The sequence below is a fragment of the Bacillus sp. RE35 genome, assembly GCF_052146655.1.
Lineage (GTDB): Bacteria > Bacillota > Bacilli > Bacillales > Bacillaceae_G > Bacillus_A > Bacillus_A cereus.
In genome coordinates, this window is the sequence record NZ_CP197377.1 from 2,649,617 (window position 1) to 2,669,708 (window position 20,092).

The following is a 20,092-nucleotide window of genomic DNA, read 5'->3' on the forward strand; positions in this document are numbered from 1 at the left end:
TAAAGATATCAAAGAGTCTTTTTATCCTTAATTAATTTAAAAATAAAAGCAGATTAAAAATCCACTTTTATTTTTTTCGCAAGAGCTACGATTTTTTGATTTCGTAACTCTTCTTCCATTTTCTCTTCTGCTGCAAGCATTACTTCATTAATTAAACATCCCGGTTTGTCATGTAAACAACATTCAAACAATGATGTTTTACCTTCAATTGCATGTATAATATCTAAAAATGAAATATCTTCCCAATTCTTACTAAGCGAGTAACCGCCCTTTGGACCAGATGATGAATGTATCATCCCTTCCTTCGTCAACTTAGTTAGTATTTTAGACAAGTACGTTGGTGAAACATTTTGCATTTCTGCTAATTGGTGAACACTAACTAACTTATTTGGTGTAGCCTTTGCCAGAAAAAGTATTGTATGAAGAGCATAATTTGTAGCTTTAGAATATTTCATAGTACAGCCCCTATTGTAGACTTCATGTATCTACAATAACTTTATTTTTTTATTATGTCAAACGTTTGTAATGCTCCATAAAAAATTATTTATTCACAAGTAATACATCTGTCGCACAAATCGTCACTTCTCTAAATGGACAGTCAAATAAAACACCTAGTTCAAAACCATCTTCAGTAAGAGCTATTTCATGATATAACCACCAAGCATTTTCAAAGTTTTCCGGCATAGAACAATTTGTTACTCCTATAAAGGTTACTTCAAGTTTATCAAATTCACTAAAAGTACCACTGCAATCTAATACGATAGACAAAGTATCTTCTGATTCTCTCTTTATTACTTTAATTACACTATCGTGTAGTGATGTCTTGTGTAACTGAGCGACATTTGACGGAAGTTTTTTCTCAATGGAATTAAAATATTCTACGTATGATTGATCTAATTGTGCCATTCTTTTCTCATAATCTGTTGTCCACTCTTGCATACGTTTTTTCAGTTCACCTGATGGATATTCTGAATTAATTGTGATGTTTTGTATAATTGAGTATATCGATTCAGGAAGGAATTTTAATAAATCTATTTTCCTTTCCTCTATTTCTTCCTTTAAACTTTGTATATCCATTTCCGACCATTCTTTTATAGACTCTATAAAACTTACAAATTCTAAAACTTGCATTTTTTTATACCATTCTCTTGTAAAATATTTCAATGACACCTCTCCTAAAATATCTTTACATCCAGTAAAAGCAATACATCCACTTATTATATCATTCTAATAACCATTTTTTCTAAAGAAATAATGTAAAAATGTAAATATTCCGCCTATTATTTCTAAAACTTCAGAATATTTACAAAAGTATAAAATTAGAATACATTTTAGCTGTACAAGATTCACCTGTACAAAAATTCAAACAAAAAGGGATGGTTATATGTTGAAGAAATTAGTAGCAGGGACATTAGTAGCGGGTTTTGCACTAACTGGAGGACTAGGTGCGGTAAGTGCTGAAGAAAAAAGTAACACAATTAAGTCATTTGATTATTTAAAAGTGGATGAACAAAATGTTAATTCATTTGCAAAATTAAGTGATCAGGATAAGAAAGATATCCAAATTACTATGGTATTACCTAAGCAAAATGAAAATGGAGATTGGCTAGCTTATGGTTTTACTAGCCGTGAAACATTAGATGCGTATATTGAAAAGGATAAAAAAGCAATTACAAATAAAATTAATCCTTTAGGTAGCGGTGCTGGTAGTACTGATTTTTATGAACATAAAGATAAAGGTGGCCAATATATTTACTGGAGTAGCGGCTTTAAAAACTTACCATCTAGCTGGAATGACAGAATTTCTTCTGTAAGTACAGCGTCACCTTCTGCAAGTTATTCAACGACACTTTGGGAGCACACTTCAACACAAGGATATGGAAAAGGCGTTTTATTTAAACATGCTGATTGGTACGGTAAAACTGCTAATTTAGCTGCTGATTGGAACGATATTACTTCAGCGATTGAAATTAAATAGTAATAAGATATTTAATTTCTTCTATAAAAATTCAAACCACTATTCTCTCTTTCGTTTAGAGAATAGTGGTTTATCATATTTCCATTTAAGCATGTACAGCATGTCCTACCGCTTGCATTAACGCTTCATGAATCGCCTCAGATAAAGTTGGATGTGCTGCAATATAATCTCTCATTATATCAGCGGTAACTTCTGTATGAATCATTACGGTTCCTTGACCAATAAGTTCAGTTGCATAAGGACCGATAATAGAAATCCCTACAATTTCTTGGTATTTAGGTTCCACAATGACTTTTACTTTCCCTACTTGTTCTCCTAAAATAAGAGCTTTTCCGTTCGCTGTAAAAGGAAATTCTCCGATGAGAATATCACCATATTGTTCTCTTGCACCTTTTTCACTTAACCCGACACTAGCTATTTCTGGAGCTGTGTATATACATCGAGGCACAGCGTGATAATTTACTTTCACGTCTTCTCCACTTGCGTGTAATGCTGCTGTCGTTCCTTCATGGAAGGCAACGTGAGCAAGCTGAATTCCACCGATTACATCACCAGCTGCGTAAATATGCGATACGTTCGTTTGCATATGTTCATTCACAGAAATCCCTTTATTTGAAAACTGAACCCCTGCCTTTTCTAATCCTAATTGTTGCACTCGTGGTTTTCTTCCTACAGAAACAAGAACAAATTCTGGAGTTACTTCGTGAGTAATTCCCTCGTACTCAAATGAAGCTTGCTTCTTATAGTTATTTAATCCTTTTAAAACTGCTCCTGTAAAAATTTTCACACCATCTTTTTCTAATTTCTCTCTTAAAATATTCGCGATATCTTCATCTTCACCAGGTAGTAATTGCGGTGCCATTTCAACTATCGATACTTTTGTGCCAAGTCTACTATAAATACTTGCAAACTCACATCCTATTACACCACCGCCAACGATTAACAATGAAGATGGTACACTCTCAAGAGACATGGCATGGCTACTATTTAAAATCCATTTTCCATCGAACGGAGCGAATGGTAATTCTGTAGGTTCGGAACCAGATGCGATAATAAAGCTCTCTCCATCAACTACTTCTTCTTTATTTCCTTGTACAACTCGCACACGATGATCCGTTTCGAATTTCGCTTTTCCTTTTACAACTTTAATTTTATTTTTCTTCATTAAATATTGTATTCCTTGGACGAGTTGCATTACGATTTGTGATTTTCTCGCCTGTATTTGATCCCAATCAATTGATATACTTCCTGTATTAAGCGTAACTCCATAATCATTCGCTTTTCTCACAATGTCATGTATTTCAGCACTTTCTAACAGTGATTTCGTAGGCATACAACCAACATTTAAACACGTTCCGCCAAGTTCAGCTTCATCAATAAGAGTGACACCTTTGCCATTTTGAGCCGCGGTAATTGCCGCTACATATCCAGCTGGTCCGCCTCCAATTACAACTAGTTTACTCATTCTCTCACCTTCTCTTTATAAAAGAATTGTTATAGGTTCTTCTAAATAATGTTTAATTGTGCGTAAAAATGCAGCTGCTGGTGCACCGTCTAGTACACGATGATCGAATGTTAAACTTAAAGGTAACATACTACCTTTTTTTAATTTTTTCCCTTTATATACAGGAACATGTTCAATTGCGCCAATACCTAAAATGCCAGTCTCAGGTGTATTTAATACAGGTGTGAAATATTCAATACCAAAGCTACCTAAATTACTAATTGTAAATGTCGTTCCGTGCATATCATCACTACTTAAGCTACCTGCTCGCGCCTTTTGTGCCACATTCTTAATCTCTTTAGACAATTCTACTAAAGATAAATTATTTGCAAAGCGAATAGCTGGAACGATTAACCCTTTTTCTAATGCGACTGCCATGCCTAAATGCACATGTTCAAATTGATGAATTGCATCATCTATATAAGCGCTGTTCATTTCTTTATGCTCTCCAAGTGCTAATACAGCAGCACGCGAGACAAAATCCGTAATGGTTAATTTATTATCATATCTTTTTTGTACAACTTTCGCTATTTCTTTATGTAAAGCAACTAAATCTGTTACATCTACTTTCATCGTTAACGTTAATTGTGCGCTATTTTTTAAGCTTGCGTGCATACGATTTGCGATCGCTTTACGCATACCAGTAACAGGAATCACGTTACTTTCTTCTTGTTCAGATATTTCCGGAACGATTCCTCTTACCTCAAGTGCTTTTAATACATCTGCCTTTGTAATCCTTCCGCCAGGACCTGTACCAACTAATGCCTTGATATCCAGATTTTCAGACTTTGCAATTTTCTTGGCTACAGGTGAAATTTTAATTCTTTGCTTCGATACTTCTTTCCCATTTGCTTCTTGATTTTGTACATTTTGTACTTCTATATTAGATGTTTTTTCTTCTACAACATGTGTGCTTTCCTGCATTTCTACCTTTTCATTCGGTTTACCGATGTAGCAAATTACAGTACCAGGCGGCACTCCTTCATCTTCACTTACAGCTATATCAAGTACCGTACCATCAGCTGGCGCTTCAATTTCCGTTTCAATTTTTTCTGAATTAATACTAGCAATTAGTTCTCCTTTTGCTACATTATCGCCTGCTTTAATATTCCAGCTCGTAATAATACCTTCTTTCATCGCCATACCTAACTTCGGCATTACAACTTCTACAGCCATGTCTCTCTCTCCCTTCTCATCGTTTTATTACACATGTAATAAAGATTGGTCTCCGATCATTTCTGATACAGTTTCAATTACTTTTTCTGGTGTTGGCAAATACAACTTTTCAAGTGGTGGTGAGAACGGAACAGGTGTATGTGGTGCTGTAATTCGTTTAATAGGTGCATCTAACAAATCAAAACCTTTATCCGCTACAATTGCCGCAATATCTGTTGCAATACTACATCTAGGATTCGCTTCGTCAATGACGATAAGACGATTTGTTTTTTCAACAGATGATAAAATAGTATCTTCATCAAGTGGTGATAAAGATCGTGGATCAATTACTTCTACTTCAAGCCCCTTTTTCGATAATTGCTTTGCAGCTGCAAGCGCTGTATGAACTTGCTTTCCGATTGCGACAATTGTTACATCAGAACCTTCCCGTTTAATATCTGCTTTTCCTAATGGAATTGTATAGTATCCTTCTGGCACTTCACCTTTCATATTGTAAAGTGTTTTATCCTCAAAGAAGATTACTGGATCATCATCTTCAATTGCCGCTAATAATAAGCCTTTTGCATCATACGGTGTGGAAGGAACAACAACTTTAATACCTGGTATGCTCGTAAATAATGCGTACAAACTTTGTGAATGTTGAGCTGCTGCACTAAAACCAGCTCCATGCATCGTACGTACTGTAACGGGTACTTTTGCTTTACCTCCAAACATATAACGGAATTTCGCACCTTGGTTTAATACTTGGTCAAGACAACTACCGATAAAATCATTAAACATTAACTCAGCTATCGGACGTAACCCAGTTGCAGCAGCGGCCATCGCAGCTCCCATATAACCCGCTTCAGAAATTGGTGTATCCAATATACGATTTCGGCCAAACTCTTGTACAAGTCCTTTCGTAACACCAAGCACACCGCCCCAAGCTTCATCATCTTGCAGGTGATCAACTTGTGCACCGCCTGCAACATCTTCACCTATTAAAATTACATTTTCATCACGACGCATTGAGATTTTCATCGCTTCATTAATTGCAGTTGACATACTTACTGTTCTAGTCATAATTTTTCACCCTCCTCTTATTTGTAAGAAACGTATACATCTTTTAATAATTCTTCATCGTCTGGGTATGGACTATTTTCACTAAATTCAATGGATCTTTGTACTGCATCATCTACTGCTTTTTCCATATCAACAAGTTCAGATTCCGTTAATAAACCTTCATGAATTAAATGCTTACGGAAATTCACAATTGCATCTCTTTCGTTTAAATGTTCTTCTTTTTCTTCTGATGTTTTATATGTTTGTGCTTCACCTTCGAAATGACCATAATTACGATATGTCATACATTCAATAATTGTTGGACCATCACCATTACGTGCACGTTCCACTGCTTCTGCAGCAGCTTTATATACAGCTAGAAGATCTTTTCCATCTACTTGAACACCTGGAATATTATAAGCTTTTGCACGATCAGCAATAGAATCACAACTTGAAGCATATTCAAATGTAGTTGCTTCACCGTAACCGTTATTTTCTGCGATAAAAATAACTGGTAACTTCCAAATCGCCGCTAAATTAACCCCTTCATGAAATGTCCCTTCATTATTTGCTCCGTCACCGAAGAAGCAAACACTTACATCTTTTGTTCCTTTATATTTAGCTGTTAATGCTGAACCGCAAGCAAGTGGGAAACCGCCGCCTACAATGCCATTCGCACCTAGCATTCCTTTATCTAAATCGGCAATATGCATGGAACCGCCTTTTCCTTTACATAATCCTGTCGCTTTCCCGAAAAGTTCAGCCATCATACCATTTAAATCACAACCTTTTGCGATACAATGTCCATGACCTCTATGTGTACTTGTAATATTGTCACTATCCGTTAAGTGGGCACATACACCAACTGCTACCGCTTCTTCACCTGCGTATAAATGAACGAAACCTGGCAAAAAGCCTTGCGCGAACAATTCATGCACCTTATCTTCAAACTTACGAATTTCTAACATTTTTTCGTACATCCAACGAGCTTGTTCTTTCGTAATTTCATTCCCTTTACTTTCAGTTGTTTTTAACATGTCCAGCCCTCCTATTTTCTTGTTCGTCTTTTATATTGCAAGTATTGTACCAATTTCGAATCCTTGTTTTAATAGGTTTTCTCTATCTTTAAACAATAAAAAAGTGGACAAAATGAGACGTTTGTCTCGTTTTGTCCACTTTTGTTCCCTTAATAAGAGAATTGTTACTTTATTCATTATCAAAGCTCTTCTGTAATTTTCGGATGTAAATAATTTGACCAATATGATATGCATTATGAGTTGTTACATTCGCTAGCACTTCCCACCACTTTGCAGAAACAGGAAATCCCACTACATCACTTTCAACCTTTTCTTCATTTATGAGATTTTGCCATTGTAACAGTTTTTCTAGTAGTTTTTCCCGTAATTCATCGAAAGTTTGATTATCTGAGAGCATAAAACTTTTGTTATTATCTCCTATAGCGGGTACTGCATTCACATTTGATTCTTTATACCTAGTTTGCCACGTAGAGTTCCAATACAGTAAATGTTGTACGATTTCAGCTATACTATTACTCTCTTCATTCGGTTTCCAGAAAGCTTCCCTCTCGGATAAATCCTTAACTGCATCTGAAAATGGCATATACCAACTGGGATCATTTGCATTCGCTAATAGCTGATCTGCTAATACAGCTTTTACATGGACCATTTTTCTTCCCTCATTTCATTATCATATTAATATACACTACTCTATATACGCTGATTCCCTATAATCCCCTTTTTTTACATACAAATTGATTTCATACTAAATGTAAGAATAATAGATTTTCTTATCATAACTCGTTATGATAAAAGAAAAAGAAAGCTGGCGAAAAATGAATAAAAAAATCGCAATAATTACTGGAGCCTCAAGTGGATTTGGACTATTAACTACACTCGAACTCGCAAAAAAAGATTATTTAGTTATCGCTACAATGCGAAACCTTGAAAAACAAGGAACCTTACTATCCCAAGTTACTCAACTTAACTTACAGCAAAATATAAAAGTTCAACAATTAGATGTAACAGATCAAAATTCTATACATAATTTCCAATTATTTTTAAAAGAAATTAATAGAATAGATCTCCTTATAAATAATGCAGGATATGCAAATGGGGGCTTTGTAGAAGAAATCCAAGTAGACGAATATCGAAAGCAATTTGAAACGAACCTTTTTGGAGCTATATCAATTACCCAGCTTGTTTTACCATATATGAGAAAACAAAGAAGTGGAAAAATCATTAATATAAGCAGCATTAGCGGCCAAGTTGGATTCCCTGGTTTATCTCCTTATGTATCTTCAAAATATGCATTAGAAGGCTGGAGTGAATCGCTTCGCTTAGAATTAAAACCTTTCGGAATAGATGTCGCTTTAATTGAACCTGGTTCTTACAACACAAATATAGGGGAGGTTGGTAAACAACTAGCTGAAAACCAATCTGATACAACATCTCCTTACAAAGAATATATGGATAAAATACAAAAACATATTAATAGCGGTAGTGATACATTTGGTAATCCGATAGATGTTGCTAATAAAATCGTTGAAATTGCTGAAACAAAGCGTACTACTTTACGATATCCTATTGGAAAAGGTGTAAAATTTATGATCTTTACGAAGAAGATTCTTCCTTGGAGATTGTGGGAATACCTTGTTTTGAGAAGCTTTAAGAAGATGTAATAAACTTTTTGAAAACTATTTTGAAAGAGGTGCTAATTAAATGTTAGGTTTACCGTATGGGAAAGTGTTTTTAGTGCCGTGGACTGAAGAATGGGAAATTGAGTTTATGAAAGAGAAACAAATCATTGAGGAACAAATTGGCGAACATATTTTAGCGATACACCATATTGGTAGTACTTCTATTCCATATTTAAGTGCAAAGCCAATTATTGATATAGCAATTGAATTAGAAAATTATACGGACGGTATACATTGTATTAAAAAGTTAGAACTACTAAACTATAAATATAGAAAAGAAGTATTACCCGAAAGATACTATTTTAATAAAGGTGAACCAAGAACTCATCAAATTCATATGTATGAACAAGGGAATACATATTTAATAGAACAATTACAATTTCGTGATTACTTAATAGACAATAAAACTGCACGCATGCAGTATGAACAGTTAAAGATTCAACTTTCAAAAGCTAATCCTACTGATAAACATAAGTATGCAGAGGATAAAACTAATTTCATTACATCTATATTAACTAAAATAAATGCTTAAATAAACAAGAAACCATTTAGTAGTAAATGGTTTCTTGCTTATTAGTTATTTCATTATTTGTACTATCAAATTTTTATTATAAAGCAGGTGGAAAGAAGTAAAATAGTATCGAAGTCATAAAAATAAACGTGAATACCCCAATTACCGAAAATATATATTCTTGCGATTCTTTATCATACTTCCATTCCATCAATGCTCTTAAGATTAACGTCCCACCTAAATAAGTAAAAATGACATAAGCGATATTAACACTTTCAAATTTAAAGATAAATATAAAGCTAGTTATTAAATAAATAAAAAGTAGTCCTATTTCCAATTTTTTATGTAAACTATTTACATGTTTTTTATATCCCCAAAAACCACCCTTGGGCATATTCAATTTTTTTCTTAAAAACTTATCGAGAAAGTAGACAGCTATACAAAAAACAATAGTTATAATCCCAAAAGTAGAAGCTCCCATTTTCACCCCTCCTATTATTTCATTTAATTACTTGAAATAAATTGGACTACATTACGGTTATCCCCTTCTAAATAACTTATGATGCCTTCAGGATATGTCGGCTTCTCCTGTAATTCCTCTAGACTTTTCCAAATTAATATAATATCCTCATGCTCTTTATGCCTTATTTCGTTTGTAATGATTTTTTCAACAGTCCCCCAATGTATCAATGTACAATGATGACCATTTTCGTTGCCCCACTCAAAAATATGTTCATTTACAATTGCTAACTCTTGAACATCAACTTTCAAATCGTATTCTTCTATTAACTCTCGAATTATTGCTTCTTTTGACGTTTCACCAAATTCAATAGAGCCACCTGGAAAACGATAAAATGATTCATTCTCATCACATTGTACTAGTACTTTTGAATGTTCGTCGTTTACAATCATTACTTTAGCCCGTAATTTAGGATTTTTCATTTTGTCTCCCCATTCATTCCACATAGGATTAAATCCAATAGGTATAAAAGAAAAGATTAAGCATAATTCCTGTTATTACTAATAGCGGAACCGTTCCTAAAGAAATGACATATTCCCTCGATTCTTTATCAAATTTCCACTCCATAAATGATTGAAAGCAGTATAAAGTTATTAAAAATAAAATGGGTAAATTACTAATATAAACGGGATTTAAAGTAGCACATATCATCGTAACAATTATATAAGAAATAATAAGAGCCCTAGTGCCCCATTTATGAAAGTTGTTTACATATTTACTATTCCAGTCTGTTTGTTTCGGTATATTTAGTTTTTTCCTCACTACTTTTTCAAAAACAACTAAGGATATAATCCATACTATTAATAAAATTCCTTTAACCCAAAACAGTGATGTTTCCTCCTTTACCTTTTCTCCAGCTGATCACTCGGATACGTGGCATTCCTTTTATTTTCTACGTCCCAACTAATAATTGTCGCACTATCACGTCCCAACTGATGATGCACGTGTTCTAAAACATTGTGAATATTTTCTTTAAGTGTTTTATCATTTCTGTTCATAGCATTATACAAATTTACAGGTGTTTCATATCGGCGTTCCCCGCATTCTAATACTCCATCTGTCACCATTACAATTCGGTTCTTTCCAGTACGTAATTCACGAATACCTGATGAATAACAAGGAACAGGTAAATCAAATGTGTTTACATTTCCAATCCATTCGTAAAAATGACGTTGATTTAATGCATATTGTCCTAACTTATGTAACTCTTCATGAAATACATACACTAAACAATCACCAATAGAAATCCACCATATATAATTTTCTTTTCTTACACATAGTAAGCAAGCTGTTTCACCTTGTATTCTTTTGCACTTTTCCTTAAATGAAGATGACTGAAAAATTGTAAGTATATGATTTTCAACATACTGAAATACTGTATCAATTGGTTCATTCAAAATTACGCTTATATTTTCATATTCTTTTTTGATTGTATTTACTACTAAATCAACACTTTCTGCACTATTATGTCCATCTAATATAGCTGCAAATTCCCATTCACCATTTGACCAAACTAATGCACCATCTTCGTTCTTTTTTGCTCCGGCACTAATATTCCCACCATATGCACCGAGCACGATATCACCATATTGCTTTACCGAAATTTCGTCTAAACACATTTCTCTACTTCCAACCCATGAATGTTGTCTATTATTTTTTGTATGCATATTCACTCACCATATACTCTCGTATTCTTTCGCATAGTTTTTTGATTTTCGCTGCGTCACCATATGGTGCGCCAGTCCATTTCGCTATCTCGCTTGGTGACCAAAACTCTTTTGGTGTATTCGGATAACGCGGAATAATATGCATATGCATATGTGGTACACCATTTCCTGAAACAAAAGTGTAAATATGCTCTGCACCTTCGCTTTCTTTTAGCGCTTTACTTACTCTACTTGTTATAAGTCCGAACGCTTTCGCTTCTTCATCTGTTAGTTCAGCAAGTCCAGGTACATGTCTTTTTATATCTATCATTACATAACCCAGGTATGTTTCTTCACTATCCCAGTGGACATGTCCAACGTAAACGAGTTCATCTTCGTAAATAGCTCCACCTGGAACTATAATATTTCCTTTATGCTTTTTGCAAATGAAGCAGTTTTGTTCTACTTGATTGTTTGTTGACATATTCATCACCTTCCTTTTCATATATAATATCACAAAAAAAGGAAAAACAGGTTTTGTATTCCGAATTTTCATTCTTTTGATACAGCAATTTTTGAAATGAATTTACACCTCATTATTTCTTCAAAAACGCAATCCCAATTATAATCCCAATCACAATTCCGATTACTAAATTATTTGTAAAGTGCCCTTGAAATACACCAATTACAACCCCTATACCGACACCTATTGCCAAAGCATCATTTCTTTTTTTATTTTTAGCCAATATTGCATCTCCTCCTACCATTTCTCGCTAAATAACATACATTTACTTGAATGTATTAATATACGCACTATCTCGCTTAAATATTTCTAAAAAATGTACTGTAACTTCACATATAATATTTTCCATTTTCTGTACATACTCCTTTTATATTAAAAAATTTTCAAGTAACCATTAATTATACATAGGCATTTACTATAAGAAAGCTTCGTAATTTATTGAAGGAGGAACGATTCAAATGTATCCTCATTGGAATCCAAATATAAATCAACAGTATGTTTATTCCCCCCATCCCGCAAGGAATACATTGCATCATGATTCACAATATATGATGCAATGTATCGCAAGTCTTGAAAATCAATTAACTAAATTAATCTCATTAATCGAGGAAAATAATCAATTCATCAAATCAATGGAACAACAACAAAACCAAGTTTGCGCACCAGCTGGAGGTTCTGTTATCGTTCGTATGTGATTTGGATGCAATAAAAAACACACTTTGTATTATAAAAGTGTGTCTTTTGGTCATTATTTTCTTTTCGTATGGAACCCTTGTGTAATTCGGTCTAATATAATTGCGATTACTACGATAGCTAATCCAGCTTCAAATCCCATTCCGATATTAACTTGTGTTACAGAGCGATATACATCAACTCCAAGCCCTGGAGCTCCTACAAGTGATGCTGTTACAACCATCGATAACGAAAGCATAATGCTTTGGTTCACACCAGCCATAATCGTTCCGGTTGCAAGTGGTAATTGTACTTTAAATAGTTTTTGTGATGCTGTGGATCCAAACGCATTCGCTGCTTCAATTAAATCTTCTGGAACTTGTCTAATCCCTAAGTCAGTAAAACGAATTGTCGGTGGCATTGCAAAGATTACCGATGCAATAATTCCAGGTACTACACCAACTCCGAAAAATGTAATCGCTGGAATGAGGTATACGAATGCCGGCATTGTTTGCATAAAATCTAATGTTGGCTTTAAAAATTTTGAGAAACGCTCATTTTGAGATGCTAATATACCAATTGGAATTCCGACAATAATTGAAATAATAACAGACGTAAGTACGAGTGCTAATGTTTGCATCGTTTGTGCCCAGTAGTTAATATTCAAAATGAATAATAATCCAATAAGCGTAAAAATGACTAAAGATAATTTCCTCGTTGTGTACCAAATGAAGAAACACAAGATAATAATCATCAATATGGCAGGTATTATTGTTAAAAAATTAGTGAGTAAATCAACGAATCCACCAATAATATAAGAGAATCCTCGGAATAAGCCTTCAAAGTGCTCATATAAACTTGCAACAAATGAGTCGACCCATTCCCCTAATGGAATACGTGGTATACTATTCATCGTCTTTCACCTCTTCCTCAATGTTTCCTGCAAGAGCTTGAATGACACTTTCACGTTTAATAATTCCTCTTAGCCTTTTCTTCTCATCGATTACTGGTAAGGGATATTTCATCTCTGCCATTTTTGCATATGTCTCTTCCAGTAAAGTATCCAAATACACATGCGGAATATCATTAAGTAATAAATCAGCAATCGGCCACTGTTTTTGTACTGCTTTACTCGCATCATCCGCAGTTAATATACCTAAAAACTCATACTTTTTGTTTACAACATATACAGTTGAGACGCCTGCATTCCTCATAATTTGAAGAGCCACACGAGGTCCACGATCAATTAATAAAGTTTCTGGTCGTTTTAAAATAGACTCAGCCGTAATTACTTTTCCTAAATTCACGTCCGCAACAAACTTTTCTACAAATTCATTTGCGGGGCTCATCATAATTTCTTCTGGCGTTCCAATTTGGACGATTTCTCCATCTTTCATTAATGCGATACGATCTCCAATTCGAAGCGCTTCATCTAAATCATGCGTAATAAATATAATCGTTTTTTCCATTTTATCTTGTAACTCTAACAATTCATCTTGCATTTCTTTTCGAATAAGTGGATCTAATGCACTAAATGACTCGTCCATTAGTAATACATCTGGATTATTCGTTAGTGCCCTTGCGATTCCAACGCGCTGCTGCATACCACCACTAAGTTGACTTGGATAATTATCTTTATGATGATCGAGTCCTACTAACTGTAGCGATTCTAACGCTTTTTTCTCTCGCTCTTCAACCGGAACTCCTTGTATTTCTAAACCATATGCAACATTTTGTATAACTGTACGATGCGGAAATAGAGCAAATTTCTGAAATACCATACTCATTTTCGTTCTTCTTACTCTCCGTAACTCTTCTTTTCCCATCGTTGCGATGTCTTCACCATCTATGTATATATGACCTGCAGTTGGTTTAATCAATTGATTTAACATACGAACTAGCGTAGATTTCCCGCTACCAGACAAACCCATAATAACGAAAATCTCTCCAGAGTAAACTTCAAACGTTGCTTTTTTCACCCCAACGTTCATTCCTGTCTCTTTTAAAATTTCCGATTTACTTTTTCCTTCTTTTAATAAGGAAAGGGCTCTTTGCGGATGTTTCCCGAATACTTTTGTTACGTTTTCAACACGCACCTTTGTATTATCCATGTCACTACTCCTTTTCTACCCATCTATTCACATAGTGTTGCGATTTTACAAAGAAATATTACATAAAAATGACATTCATAAGATTTCTTTAAAATTCTCGTTTCCGTTCATAATAAGAATGCTTACTTATACATTTATTTTATAAGGCAAACGTTACTTAGGAGGTTTTCGATGCGAAAGAAAATTTGGTTTATATGCCTTGCATTATTTATTACTATGATTTTCACTTCATGTAATGCAACAAATGCAAATTCGAAAGGAAAAATTAAACTTGGTGTAACAAGTTGGAAAGAAAATATTGCAACTGCAAACATGTGGAAAGTTTTATTAGAAGAAAAAGGCTACAAAGTTGAGCTCATGTATTTAGAAAAAGCCGCAATTTGGACTGGTGTCGCTCGTGGCGATGTTGATGCGAATTTAGAAGTATGGCTACCAGTTACAGATAAACCGCTAAACGATCGTTATAAAGATGATATTGTCTTAAAATCAAAATGGTACGAAGGTACTGGACTAGGTTTAGTCGTCCCTTCTTATATGAAAAACATAAACAGTATCGAAGATTTAAATGCTCATAAAGATGAACTAGATAATAAAATTGTCGGTATCGAACCCGGTAGTAGTCTTATGAATTTAACGAATAAAGCAATGAAAGAATATGATATAAAACTAAAACTTGTCCAATCTTCTGAAGCTGCGATGATGAGTGAACTAAAGAAAGCATATACAAAAAAGAAACCAATCGCTGTTACGCTTTGGAATCCGCATTGGGGTTTTTCAGAATTTGACTTAAAATATTTAAAAGACCCTAAGAAAGTATATGGTGAAAAAGATGACATTTATTACTCCGTTCGTAAAGGTTTCGAAAAAGATCACCCAGATGTTATAAAATACTTTGATAAATGGAAAATGAACGATGAACAGCTCGGTACGTTAATGGTCATGTTAAATAAAACAAAAGATCCTGAAGAGGCTGCGCGAAAATGGATTAAAAAAAATCAAGCATTAGTTGATGAATGGGTAAAGGATTAATAAAAAGGCTAGAGAATTAACATATCCTCTAGCCTTTTTCATCTTATTTTTTCGTAACAACGTCATCTACAATCCCATATGCCTTCGCTTCTTCTGCAGTCATAAAATAATCTCTTTCTGTATCATGTGCTACTCTTTCAATCGGTTGGCCTGTTTTTTCTGCAATCATTTTATTAATATCATGCTTTAACTTTAATATTCTTTTCGCAGTTATTTCAATTTCTGTTGCTTGCCCTTGTGCACCACCAAGCGGCTGATGAATCATAATTTCACTGTTAGGAAGCGCAAACCGTTTTCCTTTTGCTCCTGATAATAATAACAATGCACCGAATGATGCCGCAAAGCCCATGCATAGCGTTTGCACATCTGGTTTAATTAAATTCATCGTATCTAATATTGCAAAACCTGCTGTCGTTGAACCTCCTGGGCTATTAATGTATAAATATATATCTTTCTCTGCATCTTCTGCTTCTAAAAATAATAATTGCGCTACGACACTACTCGCTACTTGATCGTTAATTTCTGAGCCGATAATAATAATGCGGTCTTTTAATAACCTTGAATATATATCATAGGAACGTTCTCCTAATTTTGTTTGTTCTACTACATATGGAATTGTATTCATTTTAAATTCCTCCAATAATTGTTATGCTGCGCAAAGCATACAACTGTAGGAAGAAGGGTTTTTCACATTAAATAATAACACTGGCTGTTTAGATGGTAACTTAGTAAAATCTATTGTCGGAAGAAGTTTCGTTAACAATTCTGGTCTTTCCTCACGAATAGATGTTACAACAACTTCAATATCCTCTGTGAATTCGACTATCTCAATCCCTTCTTCACTTACAGTTTTCAGCCTATTTCTACTCCGAAATAAAGAAGCCTTTACTGCACCTTCTGATACAGAACACACTTTAGCAATATCAGCGATACTATATTGAAAAACATCTTTTAATAATAAAATTGCGGATTGCTGTACATTTAATGAAGACAATACTTTCCCTACCATTTCATGCAAATCTGCAATGTTCTCATGTGGTTCTTCAAAAGTGATTTGTTCTCTTATTTTTTCATGAACAGACTTAGACTTTATCTGATCTAACCAACGATTTCTTGCTATTTTATAGACGAGTGTCATACAAATATCTTTATTTCTATATTTTTGAAGCACTTTACACACTGTTTCTTGGGCGAGATCTTCCCCATCCCATTTGTTTTTCGTTAAAAAAGTACAGTATCTTTTTAACTCTCCATATTGTTCAATTAAAAAGTTTATATTTGAATGATTCATATCGATATGGTTCTTTAAAACATGAGTTACTTTTGTGCACAAAATAACCACTCCTTTTCAGCGCTTACTTAATAAACGATTCAACATTAAAAAAAGTTACGGGGATATAAAAAAATAATGTTTATGTTCAATAATTCGCGGTCATAAATATGTTATGTACAATTTTACGTGAGGAGGAACAAATTTGCCAAAATTAACAATTGAAGGTGCGGGAACTTTTGATGTGAAAGAAGGAACAAAGTTAGTATTAGCAATTGAAGATAGCGGTGTCAACATTCTTCATCGTTGCGGCGGGAATGCACGTTGCACAACTTGTAGAGTAGAAATACTAGCAGGTGATTTCTGTGAAGCGAGTGCGAATGAGAAACATGCAATGACGGAAAAAGGGATTGAAGATCATTTACGATTATCTTGTCAAATGCGTGTACATAAAGATATAGTCGTTCGTCCGGTACTTACAGTTGAAAATTCAGGTCTTGATGCTGGACCGCGTCCAGCGGAGTAAAGCGATGAATTTAAAACAGCTCGCTGGCGAATATGCCGCTAACTTTGTAAATGATGGCATGAAGATTGGGCTTGGTACAGGTTCTACTGTATATTGGACAATACAAAAATTAGGTGAGCGTGTAAAAGAAGGATTATCATTTCAAGCTGTACCGACATCAAAGGAAACTGAAGCATTAGCACATCAACTAAATATCCCCCTAATTTCGTTAAACGACGTACAAAGTCTTGATCTTACAATTGATGGAGCGGATGAAATTGATTCAAATTTACAACTTATAAAAGGCGGTGGCGGTGCATTACTTCGTGAAAAAATCGTTGCCTCTTCCTCTAAAGAACTAATTATCATTGCTGATGAATCGAAACTTGTAACACATTTAGGTACTTTTCCATTACCTATTGAAATCATCCCTTTTTCATGGAAACAAACCGAAAATAAAATTCAGTCTTTAGGATGTCAAACAACATTACGTTTGAAAAATAATGAAACCTATATAACCGATAACAATAACATGATTATCGATTGTATATTCCCTAATCATATTTCTAATCCTGCCCATTTACACACTCAATTAAAAATGATTACTGGTGTAGTTGAAACAGGGTTATTTATAAGTATGACGAGTAAAGTAATTATCGGCGCTAAAAATGGGATAAAGGAATTGTAATAAAAGCTAACTTTTTAAAGTTGGCTTTTTAGTATGTTCTTCTCTTTATAGCGCTTTATTATGATATACTATGAAAACACAAGCTGATTACATTAGAAAGGACTGAACATTTTGCAATCCAAACTTATAACAGAACTTGCTGATTTAGAAACTGCCTTTCATATTCGAAAAGAAGTATTTGTAAAAGAACAAGGTGTCCCTCTTGCAGATGAATTTGATACATTCGATGAAATCGGAGAGCAATGTAAACATATTTTAGTTTATTATCATGAGCTTCCTGTAGGCACAGGGCGTATACGATTTGTTGATGGTGTCGGAAAATTAGAACGTATTTGTATTTTAAAAGATTATCGTACATACGGATTAGGTAAAGTCATCATTCAAACGTTAGAAGAACTTGCTCGTAACAAACAAGTTACAAAAGTGAAACTACACGGTCAAACACAAGCTGAAGGATTTTATACAAAACTAGGTTATCAAACTTCTTCTGATATATTTATGGAAGATGGCATTCCACATATACTTATGACGAAAGTATTATCATAATAAAAAGGTAGTGTATGAATCTTATGTATTCATACACTACCTTTTTTTATTAATAGAAAAGTGAATTCTCAAGATTCCCTTTTGCATCAAAGCCCATCATCTCTTAGTTCATACCTAAGTAAAGCTTACACTGTTTTCCATAATGATAATGCATAAATCCAGTTTGGATCACCATTTCCTTGATAACTCTGGACTGCTTCATATACTTTTCCTTCGTGCAGAACTCTATCTCCCTTTTTATATGCTTTTTTTGCATCCCACGCTTCATATGAAGCGTTTTCAGTTTTTGTAGTAATTGTGAATATATCACTCTGTACGGATTCATTTCCAGCTACATCAACAGCTTTCACTACATATTTATAAGTAGTATTAGCGAGCAGATTTTTATCCAAATAAGAAGTTGTATTGGATGTTGCAATCTTTTTCATTGCCCCTTCTGTTTCTCTATAAATATCATAATGGTCTACACCAATATTATCGTCAGATGGACTCCACATTAAATCCACACTTGACGCTGTCGTTCCCATACTATGTAATCCTTTTGGTTGTGTTGGTGCTTCTGTATCAGGAGTCTCAACTGTCGTTTTTACTGTAAGCGCTGCACTTTCTTTCGATACATTTCCAGCTGCGTCAATTGCTTTTACAGTATAAGAGTATTCTGTACTTGGTTGTAATTTCTTATCAATAAAATGAGTGCCTAGTACTGTATCAATCATCTCTCCGTTACGGAAGATTTGATATCCTTTTACCCCTACATTATCCGTAGAAGCGTTCCATGTTAGTTCTACACTATTCGCTGTTACTTTTTGCGTCTGAAGTCCATTTGGAATACTTGGCGCTTCTATGTCTGGTTTCACATCATTAATAAGATTAACATCAATTACATTATAGAATGCATTTGCTGTATCAGCTACATCCCATACTGCTAAAATCACATGATATCCACTACGATCAGTAGGTACATTGATTTTATGAGTTAAATTATTTGAAGCTGCAGAACCATCATGTTGTACTGTTCCAATTGGTTCAAAATCTGCTCTTGTTAGCGCTTTATTTGGATTCCATCCTTTTTTAGTAATATAGTAATGCCACTTACTCGTTAAGTGAGGCGCAGTATACTTCCAAGTAAATGTATTTTCCCCACCAGTGATTGTATTTTTAAACCAACGATTTGCTGTTTGTTGATCTAAAATACTACCAAATTTTCCGCCTGCTGAAGCAATTTGTCCATCTACTGGACCACCTTGTGGGAACCCTTTTGGAGCTTCTAAACTTTGTGGTTCATACATAACACTTCCACAGTTTACATTTAGCGCACCATAAGTTGGACTACATAAAGCAGATCGGCTACCAGGCTTTTCAACAAAACCGTGCGCATAAGCATTTTGAGGAATAAGTGTCGTACTAATAATTCCAGCTGTTAATGCTACAGCTCCTAAACTTTTTTTGTTCATTTTCATATTTTGTAGTTGTTTTAAAAATCGATTATTCATGTTCATGTCTCCTTCTTGTTATACTTTGTAGTGGAATGTGGGCTTTGATGTAAAAGAATAACAAGAGACAAACTTGTACCGATGTATGTGTTAATTATGCATACACCGCAGTGAAATTATATTTTTCTTGTGTAATATTTCACTTTATGAATATATCATGACA

The 20,092-nt window shown here is 34.2% G+C and carries 27 protein-coding genes; 8 read left to right on the top strand and 19 right to left on the bottom strand.

Features of this window, described 5'->3' with window-relative positions; translation table 11 throughout:
• Positions 1–53: 53 nt before the first annotated feature.
• Positions 54–455 carry an Rrf2 family transcriptional regulator gene (locus ACTL4X_RS13665; RefSeq protein WP_000877641.1) on the bottom strand — a complete coding sequence of 134 codons (402 nt, stop codon included), beginning with the start codon at positions 453–455 and terminating at the stop codon, positions 54–56.
• 85 nt (positions 456–540) lie between these two features.
• Positions 541–1,164, bottom strand: coding sequence for a DUF4085 domain-containing protein (locus ACTL4X_RS13670; protein WP_000873453.1), 624 nt, complete (start codon positions 1,162–1,164; stop codon positions 541–543).
• A gap of 220 nt (positions 1,165–1,384) precedes the next feature.
• Between ACTL4X_RS13670 and ACTL4X_RS13675 the strand changes: the two genes are divergently transcribed.
• The gene (locus ACTL4X_RS13675; protein WP_000914440.1) at positions 1,385–1,978 is read left to right on the top strand and encodes a hypothetical protein; all 594 of its coding nucleotides are present in this window, start codon (positions 1,385–1,387) and stop codon (positions 1,976–1,978) included.
• An 85-nt stretch (positions 1,979–2,063) separates the two neighbouring features.
• Here ACTL4X_RS13675 and lpdA read toward each other — a convergent pair whose 3' ends face one another.
• The 6 genes from lpdA to ACTL4X_RS13705 are packed head-to-tail and all read right to left on the bottom strand — an operon-like array spanning position 2,064 to position 7,385.
• A complete protein-coding gene (lpdA, locus tag ACTL4X_RS13680) occupies positions 2,064–3,443 on the bottom strand; it encodes a dihydrolipoyl dehydrogenase (RefSeq protein WP_000041216.1) in 1,380 nt (459 codons plus the stop codon).
• A gap of 15 nt (positions 3,444–3,458) precedes the next feature.
• On the bottom strand, positions 3,459–4,658 hold the full coding sequence (locus ACTL4X_RS13685; RefSeq protein WP_000257773.1) for a dihydrolipoamide acetyltransferase family protein: 1,200 nt from the start codon (positions 4,656–4,658) through the stop codon (positions 3,459–3,461).
• A gap of 27 nt (positions 4,659–4,685) precedes the next feature.
• On the bottom strand, positions 4,686–5,720 hold the full coding sequence (gene acoB / locus ACTL4X_RS13690; RefSeq protein ID WP_000198898.1) for an acetoin:2,6-dichlorophenolindophenol oxidoreductase subunit beta: 1,035 nt from the start codon (positions 5,718–5,720) through the stop codon (positions 4,686–4,688).
• A 17-nt stretch (positions 5,721–5,737) separates the two neighbouring features.
• Positions 5,738–6,736, bottom strand: a complete 999-nt coding sequence (acoA, locus tag ACTL4X_RS13695) for an acetoin:2,6-dichlorophenolindophenol oxidoreductase subunit alpha (RefSeq protein WP_000921265.1) — start codon at positions 6,734–6,736, stop codon at positions 5,738–5,740.
• Between the two features lie 30 nt (positions 6,737–6,766).
• Positions 6,767–6,913 carry a hypothetical protein gene (locus ACTL4X_RS13700; protein ID WP_001045412.1) on the bottom strand — a complete coding sequence of 49 codons (147 nt, stop codon included), beginning with the start codon at positions 6,911–6,913 and terminating at the stop codon, positions 6,767–6,769.
• Positions 6,906–7,385: a DinB family protein gene (locus ACTL4X_RS13705; RefSeq protein WP_000233778.1), complete on the bottom strand. Its 480-nt coding sequence runs from the start codon at positions 7,383–7,385 to the stop codon at positions 6,906–6,908. Before ACTL4X_RS13705 ends, ACTL4X_RS13700 begins: the two co-directional genes overlap by 8 nt.
• 166 nt (positions 7,386–7,551) lie before the next feature.
• Between ACTL4X_RS13705 and ACTL4X_RS13710 the strand changes: the two genes are divergently transcribed.
• Complete coding sequence (locus ACTL4X_RS13710; protein WP_441395068.1) at positions 7,552–8,397, top strand: oxidoreductase; 846 nt, start codon at positions 7,552–7,554, stop codon at positions 8,395–8,397.
• 40 nt (positions 8,398–8,437) lie between these two features.
• The gene (locus ACTL4X_RS13715) at positions 8,438–8,947 is read left to right on the top strand and encodes a GrpB family protein (protein ID WP_000901207.1); all 510 of its coding nucleotides are present in this window, start codon (positions 8,438–8,440) and stop codon (positions 8,945–8,947) included.
• A gap of 76 nt (positions 8,948–9,023) precedes the next feature.
• Here ACTL4X_RS13715 and ACTL4X_RS13720 read toward each other — a convergent pair whose 3' ends face one another.
• The 6 genes from ACTL4X_RS13720 to ACTL4X_RS13745 form a co-directional block, all read right to left on the bottom strand.
• A complete protein-coding gene (locus ACTL4X_RS13720) occupies positions 9,024–9,407 on the bottom strand; it encodes a DUF4181 domain-containing protein (RefSeq protein WP_000501283.1) in 384 nt (127 codons plus the stop codon).
• A 23-nt stretch (positions 9,408–9,430) separates the two neighbouring features.
• On the bottom strand, positions 9,431–9,868 hold the full coding sequence (locus ACTL4X_RS13725) for an NUDIX domain-containing protein (RefSeq protein WP_074553905.1): 438 nt from the start codon (positions 9,866–9,868) through the stop codon (positions 9,431–9,433).
• Between the two features lie 28 nt (positions 9,869–9,896).
• Positions 9,897–10,235, bottom strand: coding sequence for a DUF4181 domain-containing protein (locus tag ACTL4X_RS13730; RefSeq protein WP_074553907.1), 339 nt, complete (start codon positions 10,233–10,235; stop codon positions 9,897–9,899).
• 53 nt (positions 10,236–10,288) lie between these two features.
• Positions 10,289–11,113: a PP2C family serine/threonine-protein phosphatase gene (locus ACTL4X_RS13735; RefSeq protein ID WP_000556969.1), complete on the bottom strand. Its 825-nt coding sequence runs from the start codon at positions 11,111–11,113 to the stop codon at positions 10,289–10,291.
• A complete protein-coding gene (locus ACTL4X_RS13740) occupies positions 11,097–11,597 on the bottom strand; it encodes an HIT family protein (RefSeq protein ID WP_071739455.1) in 501 nt (166 codons plus the stop codon). Before ACTL4X_RS13740 ends, ACTL4X_RS13735 begins: the two co-directional genes overlap by 17 nt.
• Positions 11,598–11,688: 91 nt before the next feature.
• Positions 11,689–11,859, bottom strand: coding sequence for a hypothetical protein (locus tag ACTL4X_RS13745; protein ID WP_033689096.1), 171 nt, complete (start codon positions 11,857–11,859; stop codon positions 11,689–11,691).
• A 214-nt stretch (positions 11,860–12,073) separates the two neighbouring features.
• Here ACTL4X_RS13745 and ACTL4X_RS13750 point away from each other — a divergent pair, with 214 nt between their 5' ends.
• Positions 12,074–12,310, top strand: coding sequence for a hypothetical protein (locus ACTL4X_RS13750; protein ID WP_000283220.1), 237 nt, complete (start codon positions 12,074–12,076; stop codon positions 12,308–12,310).
• 53 nt (positions 12,311–12,363) lie between these two features.
• Here ACTL4X_RS13750 and ACTL4X_RS13755 read toward each other — a convergent pair whose 3' ends face one another.
• Together ACTL4X_RS13755 and ACTL4X_RS13760 are read right to left on the bottom strand one after the other, a co-directional pair.
• The gene (locus tag ACTL4X_RS13755) at positions 12,364–13,200 is read right to left on the bottom strand and encodes an ABC transporter permease (protein ID WP_001084759.1); all 837 of its coding nucleotides are present in this window, start codon (positions 13,198–13,200) and stop codon (positions 12,364–12,366) included.
• Positions 13,193–14,398, bottom strand: coding sequence for a quaternary amine ABC transporter ATP-binding protein (locus ACTL4X_RS13760; protein WP_000370606.1), 1,206 nt, complete (start codon positions 14,396–14,398; stop codon positions 13,193–13,195). The genes ACTL4X_RS13755 and ACTL4X_RS13760 overlap by 8 nt, the downstream gene beginning before the upstream one ends.
• Before the next feature lie 171 nt (positions 14,399–14,569).
• On the opposite strand from ACTL4X_RS13760, the gene ACTL4X_RS13765 reads away from it, so the two are divergent.
• Positions 14,570–15,427 carry a glycine betaine ABC transporter substrate-binding protein gene (locus tag ACTL4X_RS13765; protein ID WP_001227615.1) on the top strand — a complete coding sequence of 286 codons (858 nt, stop codon included), beginning with the start codon at positions 14,570–14,572 and terminating at the stop codon, positions 15,425–15,427.
• A 43-nt stretch (positions 15,428–15,470) separates the two neighbouring features.
• Here the strand turns inward: ACTL4X_RS13765 and clpP are convergent, their stop codons facing one another.
• A complete protein-coding gene (gene clpP / locus ACTL4X_RS13770; protein WP_001092372.1) occupies positions 15,471–16,052 on the bottom strand; it encodes an ATP-dependent Clp endopeptidase proteolytic subunit ClpP in 582 nt (193 codons plus the stop codon).
• Between the two features lie 21 nt (positions 16,053–16,073).
• A complete protein-coding gene (locus tag ACTL4X_RS13775) occupies positions 16,074–16,760 on the bottom strand; it encodes an RNA polymerase subunit sigma-70 (RefSeq protein ID WP_000337509.1) in 687 nt (228 codons plus the stop codon).
• A 142-nt stretch (positions 16,761–16,902) separates the two neighbouring features.
• Between ACTL4X_RS13775 and ACTL4X_RS13780 the strand changes: the two genes are divergently transcribed.
• From ACTL4X_RS13780 to ACTL4X_RS13790, 3 genes are all read left to right on the top strand, one after another.
• Positions 16,903–17,223 (top strand): 2Fe-2S iron-sulfur cluster-binding protein, encoded by a 321-nt coding sequence (locus tag ACTL4X_RS13780; protein ID WP_001125388.1) that lies wholly within the window; start codon positions 16,903–16,905, stop codon positions 17,221–17,223.
• 4 nt (positions 17,224–17,227) lie between these two features.
• Entirely contained in the window at positions 17,228–17,890 is a 663-nt protein-coding gene (gene rpiA / locus ACTL4X_RS13785; RefSeq protein ID WP_001049982.1) for a ribose 5-phosphate isomerase A, read from the top strand.
• Between the two features lie 111 nt (positions 17,891–18,001).
• Complete coding sequence (locus tag ACTL4X_RS13790; RefSeq protein WP_001190865.1) at positions 18,002–18,436, top strand: GNAT family N-acetyltransferase; 435 nt, start codon at positions 18,002–18,004, stop codon at positions 18,434–18,436.
• 125 nt (positions 18,437–18,561) lie between these two features.
• Here ACTL4X_RS13790 and ACTL4X_RS13795 read toward each other — a convergent pair whose 3' ends face one another.
• Positions 18,562–19,929 carry a lytic polysaccharide monooxygenase gene (locus ACTL4X_RS13795; protein ID WP_001065152.1) on the bottom strand — a complete coding sequence of 456 codons (1,368 nt, stop codon included), beginning with the start codon at positions 19,927–19,929 and terminating at the stop codon, positions 18,562–18,564.
• Positions 19,930–20,092 lie beyond the last annotated feature (163 nt).

What these genes read in the sequence shown, in the direction of transcription:
- ACTL4X_RS13665 (WP_000877641.1), bottom strand. Translation starts at nt 455, where the DNA reads ATGAAATATTCTAAAGCTACAAATTATGCTCTTCATACAATACTTTTT.
- ACTL4X_RS13675 (WP_000914440.1), top strand. Translation starts at nt 1,385, where the DNA reads ATGTTGAAGAAATTAGTAGCAGGGACATTAGTAGCGGGTTTTGCACTA.
- lpdA (WP_000041216.1), bottom strand. Translation starts at nt 3,443, where the DNA reads ATGAGTAAACTAGTTGTAATTGGAGGCGGACCAGCTGGATATGTAGCG.
- ACTL4X_RS13685 (WP_000257773.1), bottom strand. Translation starts at nt 4,658, where the DNA reads ATGGCTGTAGAAGTTGTAATGCCGAAGTTAGGTATGGCGATGAAAGAA.
- acoB (WP_000198898.1), bottom strand. Translation starts at nt 5,720, where the DNA reads ATGACTAGAACAGTAAGTATGTCAACTGCAATTAATGAAGCGATGAAA.
- acoA (WP_000921265.1), bottom strand. Translation starts at nt 6,736, where the DNA reads ATGTTAAAAACAACTGAAAGTAAAGGGAATGAAATTACGAAAGAACAA.
- ACTL4X_RS13700 (WP_001045412.1), bottom strand. Translation starts at nt 6,913, where the DNA reads ATGAATAAAGTAACAATTCTCTTATTAAGGGAACAAAAGTGGACAAAA.
- ACTL4X_RS13705 (WP_000233778.1), bottom strand. Translation starts at nt 7,385, where the DNA reads ATGGTCCATGTAAAAGCTGTATTAGCAGATCAGCTATTAGCGAATGCA.
- ACTL4X_RS13710 (WP_441395068.1), top strand. Translation starts at nt 7,552, where the DNA reads ATGAATAAAAAAATCGCAATAATTACTGGAGCCTCAAGTGGATTTGGA.
- ACTL4X_RS13715 (WP_000901207.1), top strand. Translation starts at nt 8,438, where the DNA reads ATGTTAGGTTTACCGTATGGGAAAGTGTTTTTAGTGCCGTGGACTGAA.
- ACTL4X_RS13720 (WP_000501283.1), bottom strand. Translation starts at nt 9,407, where the DNA reads ATGGGAGCTTCTACTTTTGGGATTATAACTATTGTTTTTTGTATAGCT.
- ACTL4X_RS13725 (WP_074553905.1), bottom strand. Translation starts at nt 9,868, where the DNA reads ATGAAAAATCCTAAATTACGGGCTAAAGTAATGATTGTAAACGACGAA.
- ACTL4X_RS13735 (WP_000556969.1), bottom strand. Translation starts at nt 11,113, where the DNA reads ATGCATACAAAAAATAATAGACAACATTCATGGGTTGGAAGTAGAGAA.
- ACTL4X_RS13740 (WP_071739455.1), bottom strand. Translation starts at nt 11,597, where the DNA reads ATGAAAAGGAAGGTGATGAATATGTCAACAAACAATCAAGTAGAACAA.
- ACTL4X_RS13745 (WP_033689096.1), bottom strand. Translation starts at nt 11,859, where the DNA reads ATGGTAGGAGGAGATGCAATATTGGCTAAAAATAAAAAAAGAAATGAT.
- ACTL4X_RS13750 (WP_000283220.1), top strand. Translation starts at nt 12,074, where the DNA reads ATGTATCCTCATTGGAATCCAAATATAAATCAACAGTATGTTTATTCC.
- ACTL4X_RS13755 (WP_001084759.1), bottom strand. Translation starts at nt 13,200, where the DNA reads ATGAATAGTATACCACGTATTCCATTAGGGGAATGGGTCGACTCATTT.
- ACTL4X_RS13760 (WP_000370606.1), bottom strand. Translation starts at nt 14,398, where the DNA reads ATGGATAATACAAAGGTGCGTGTTGAAAACGTAACAAAAGTATTCGGG.
- ACTL4X_RS13765 (WP_001227615.1), top strand. Translation starts at nt 14,570, where the DNA reads ATGCGAAAGAAAATTTGGTTTATATGCCTTGCATTATTTATTACTATG.
- clpP (WP_001092372.1), bottom strand. Translation starts at nt 16,052, where the DNA reads ATGAATACAATTCCATATGTAGTAGAACAAACAAAATTAGGAGAACGT.
- rpiA (WP_001049982.1), top strand. Translation starts at nt 17,228, where the DNA reads ATGAATTTAAAACAGCTCGCTGGCGAATATGCCGCTAACTTTGTAAAT.
- ACTL4X_RS13795 (WP_001065152.1), bottom strand. Translation starts at nt 19,929, where the DNA reads ATGAATAATCGATTTTTAAAACAACTACAAAATATGAAAATGAACAAA.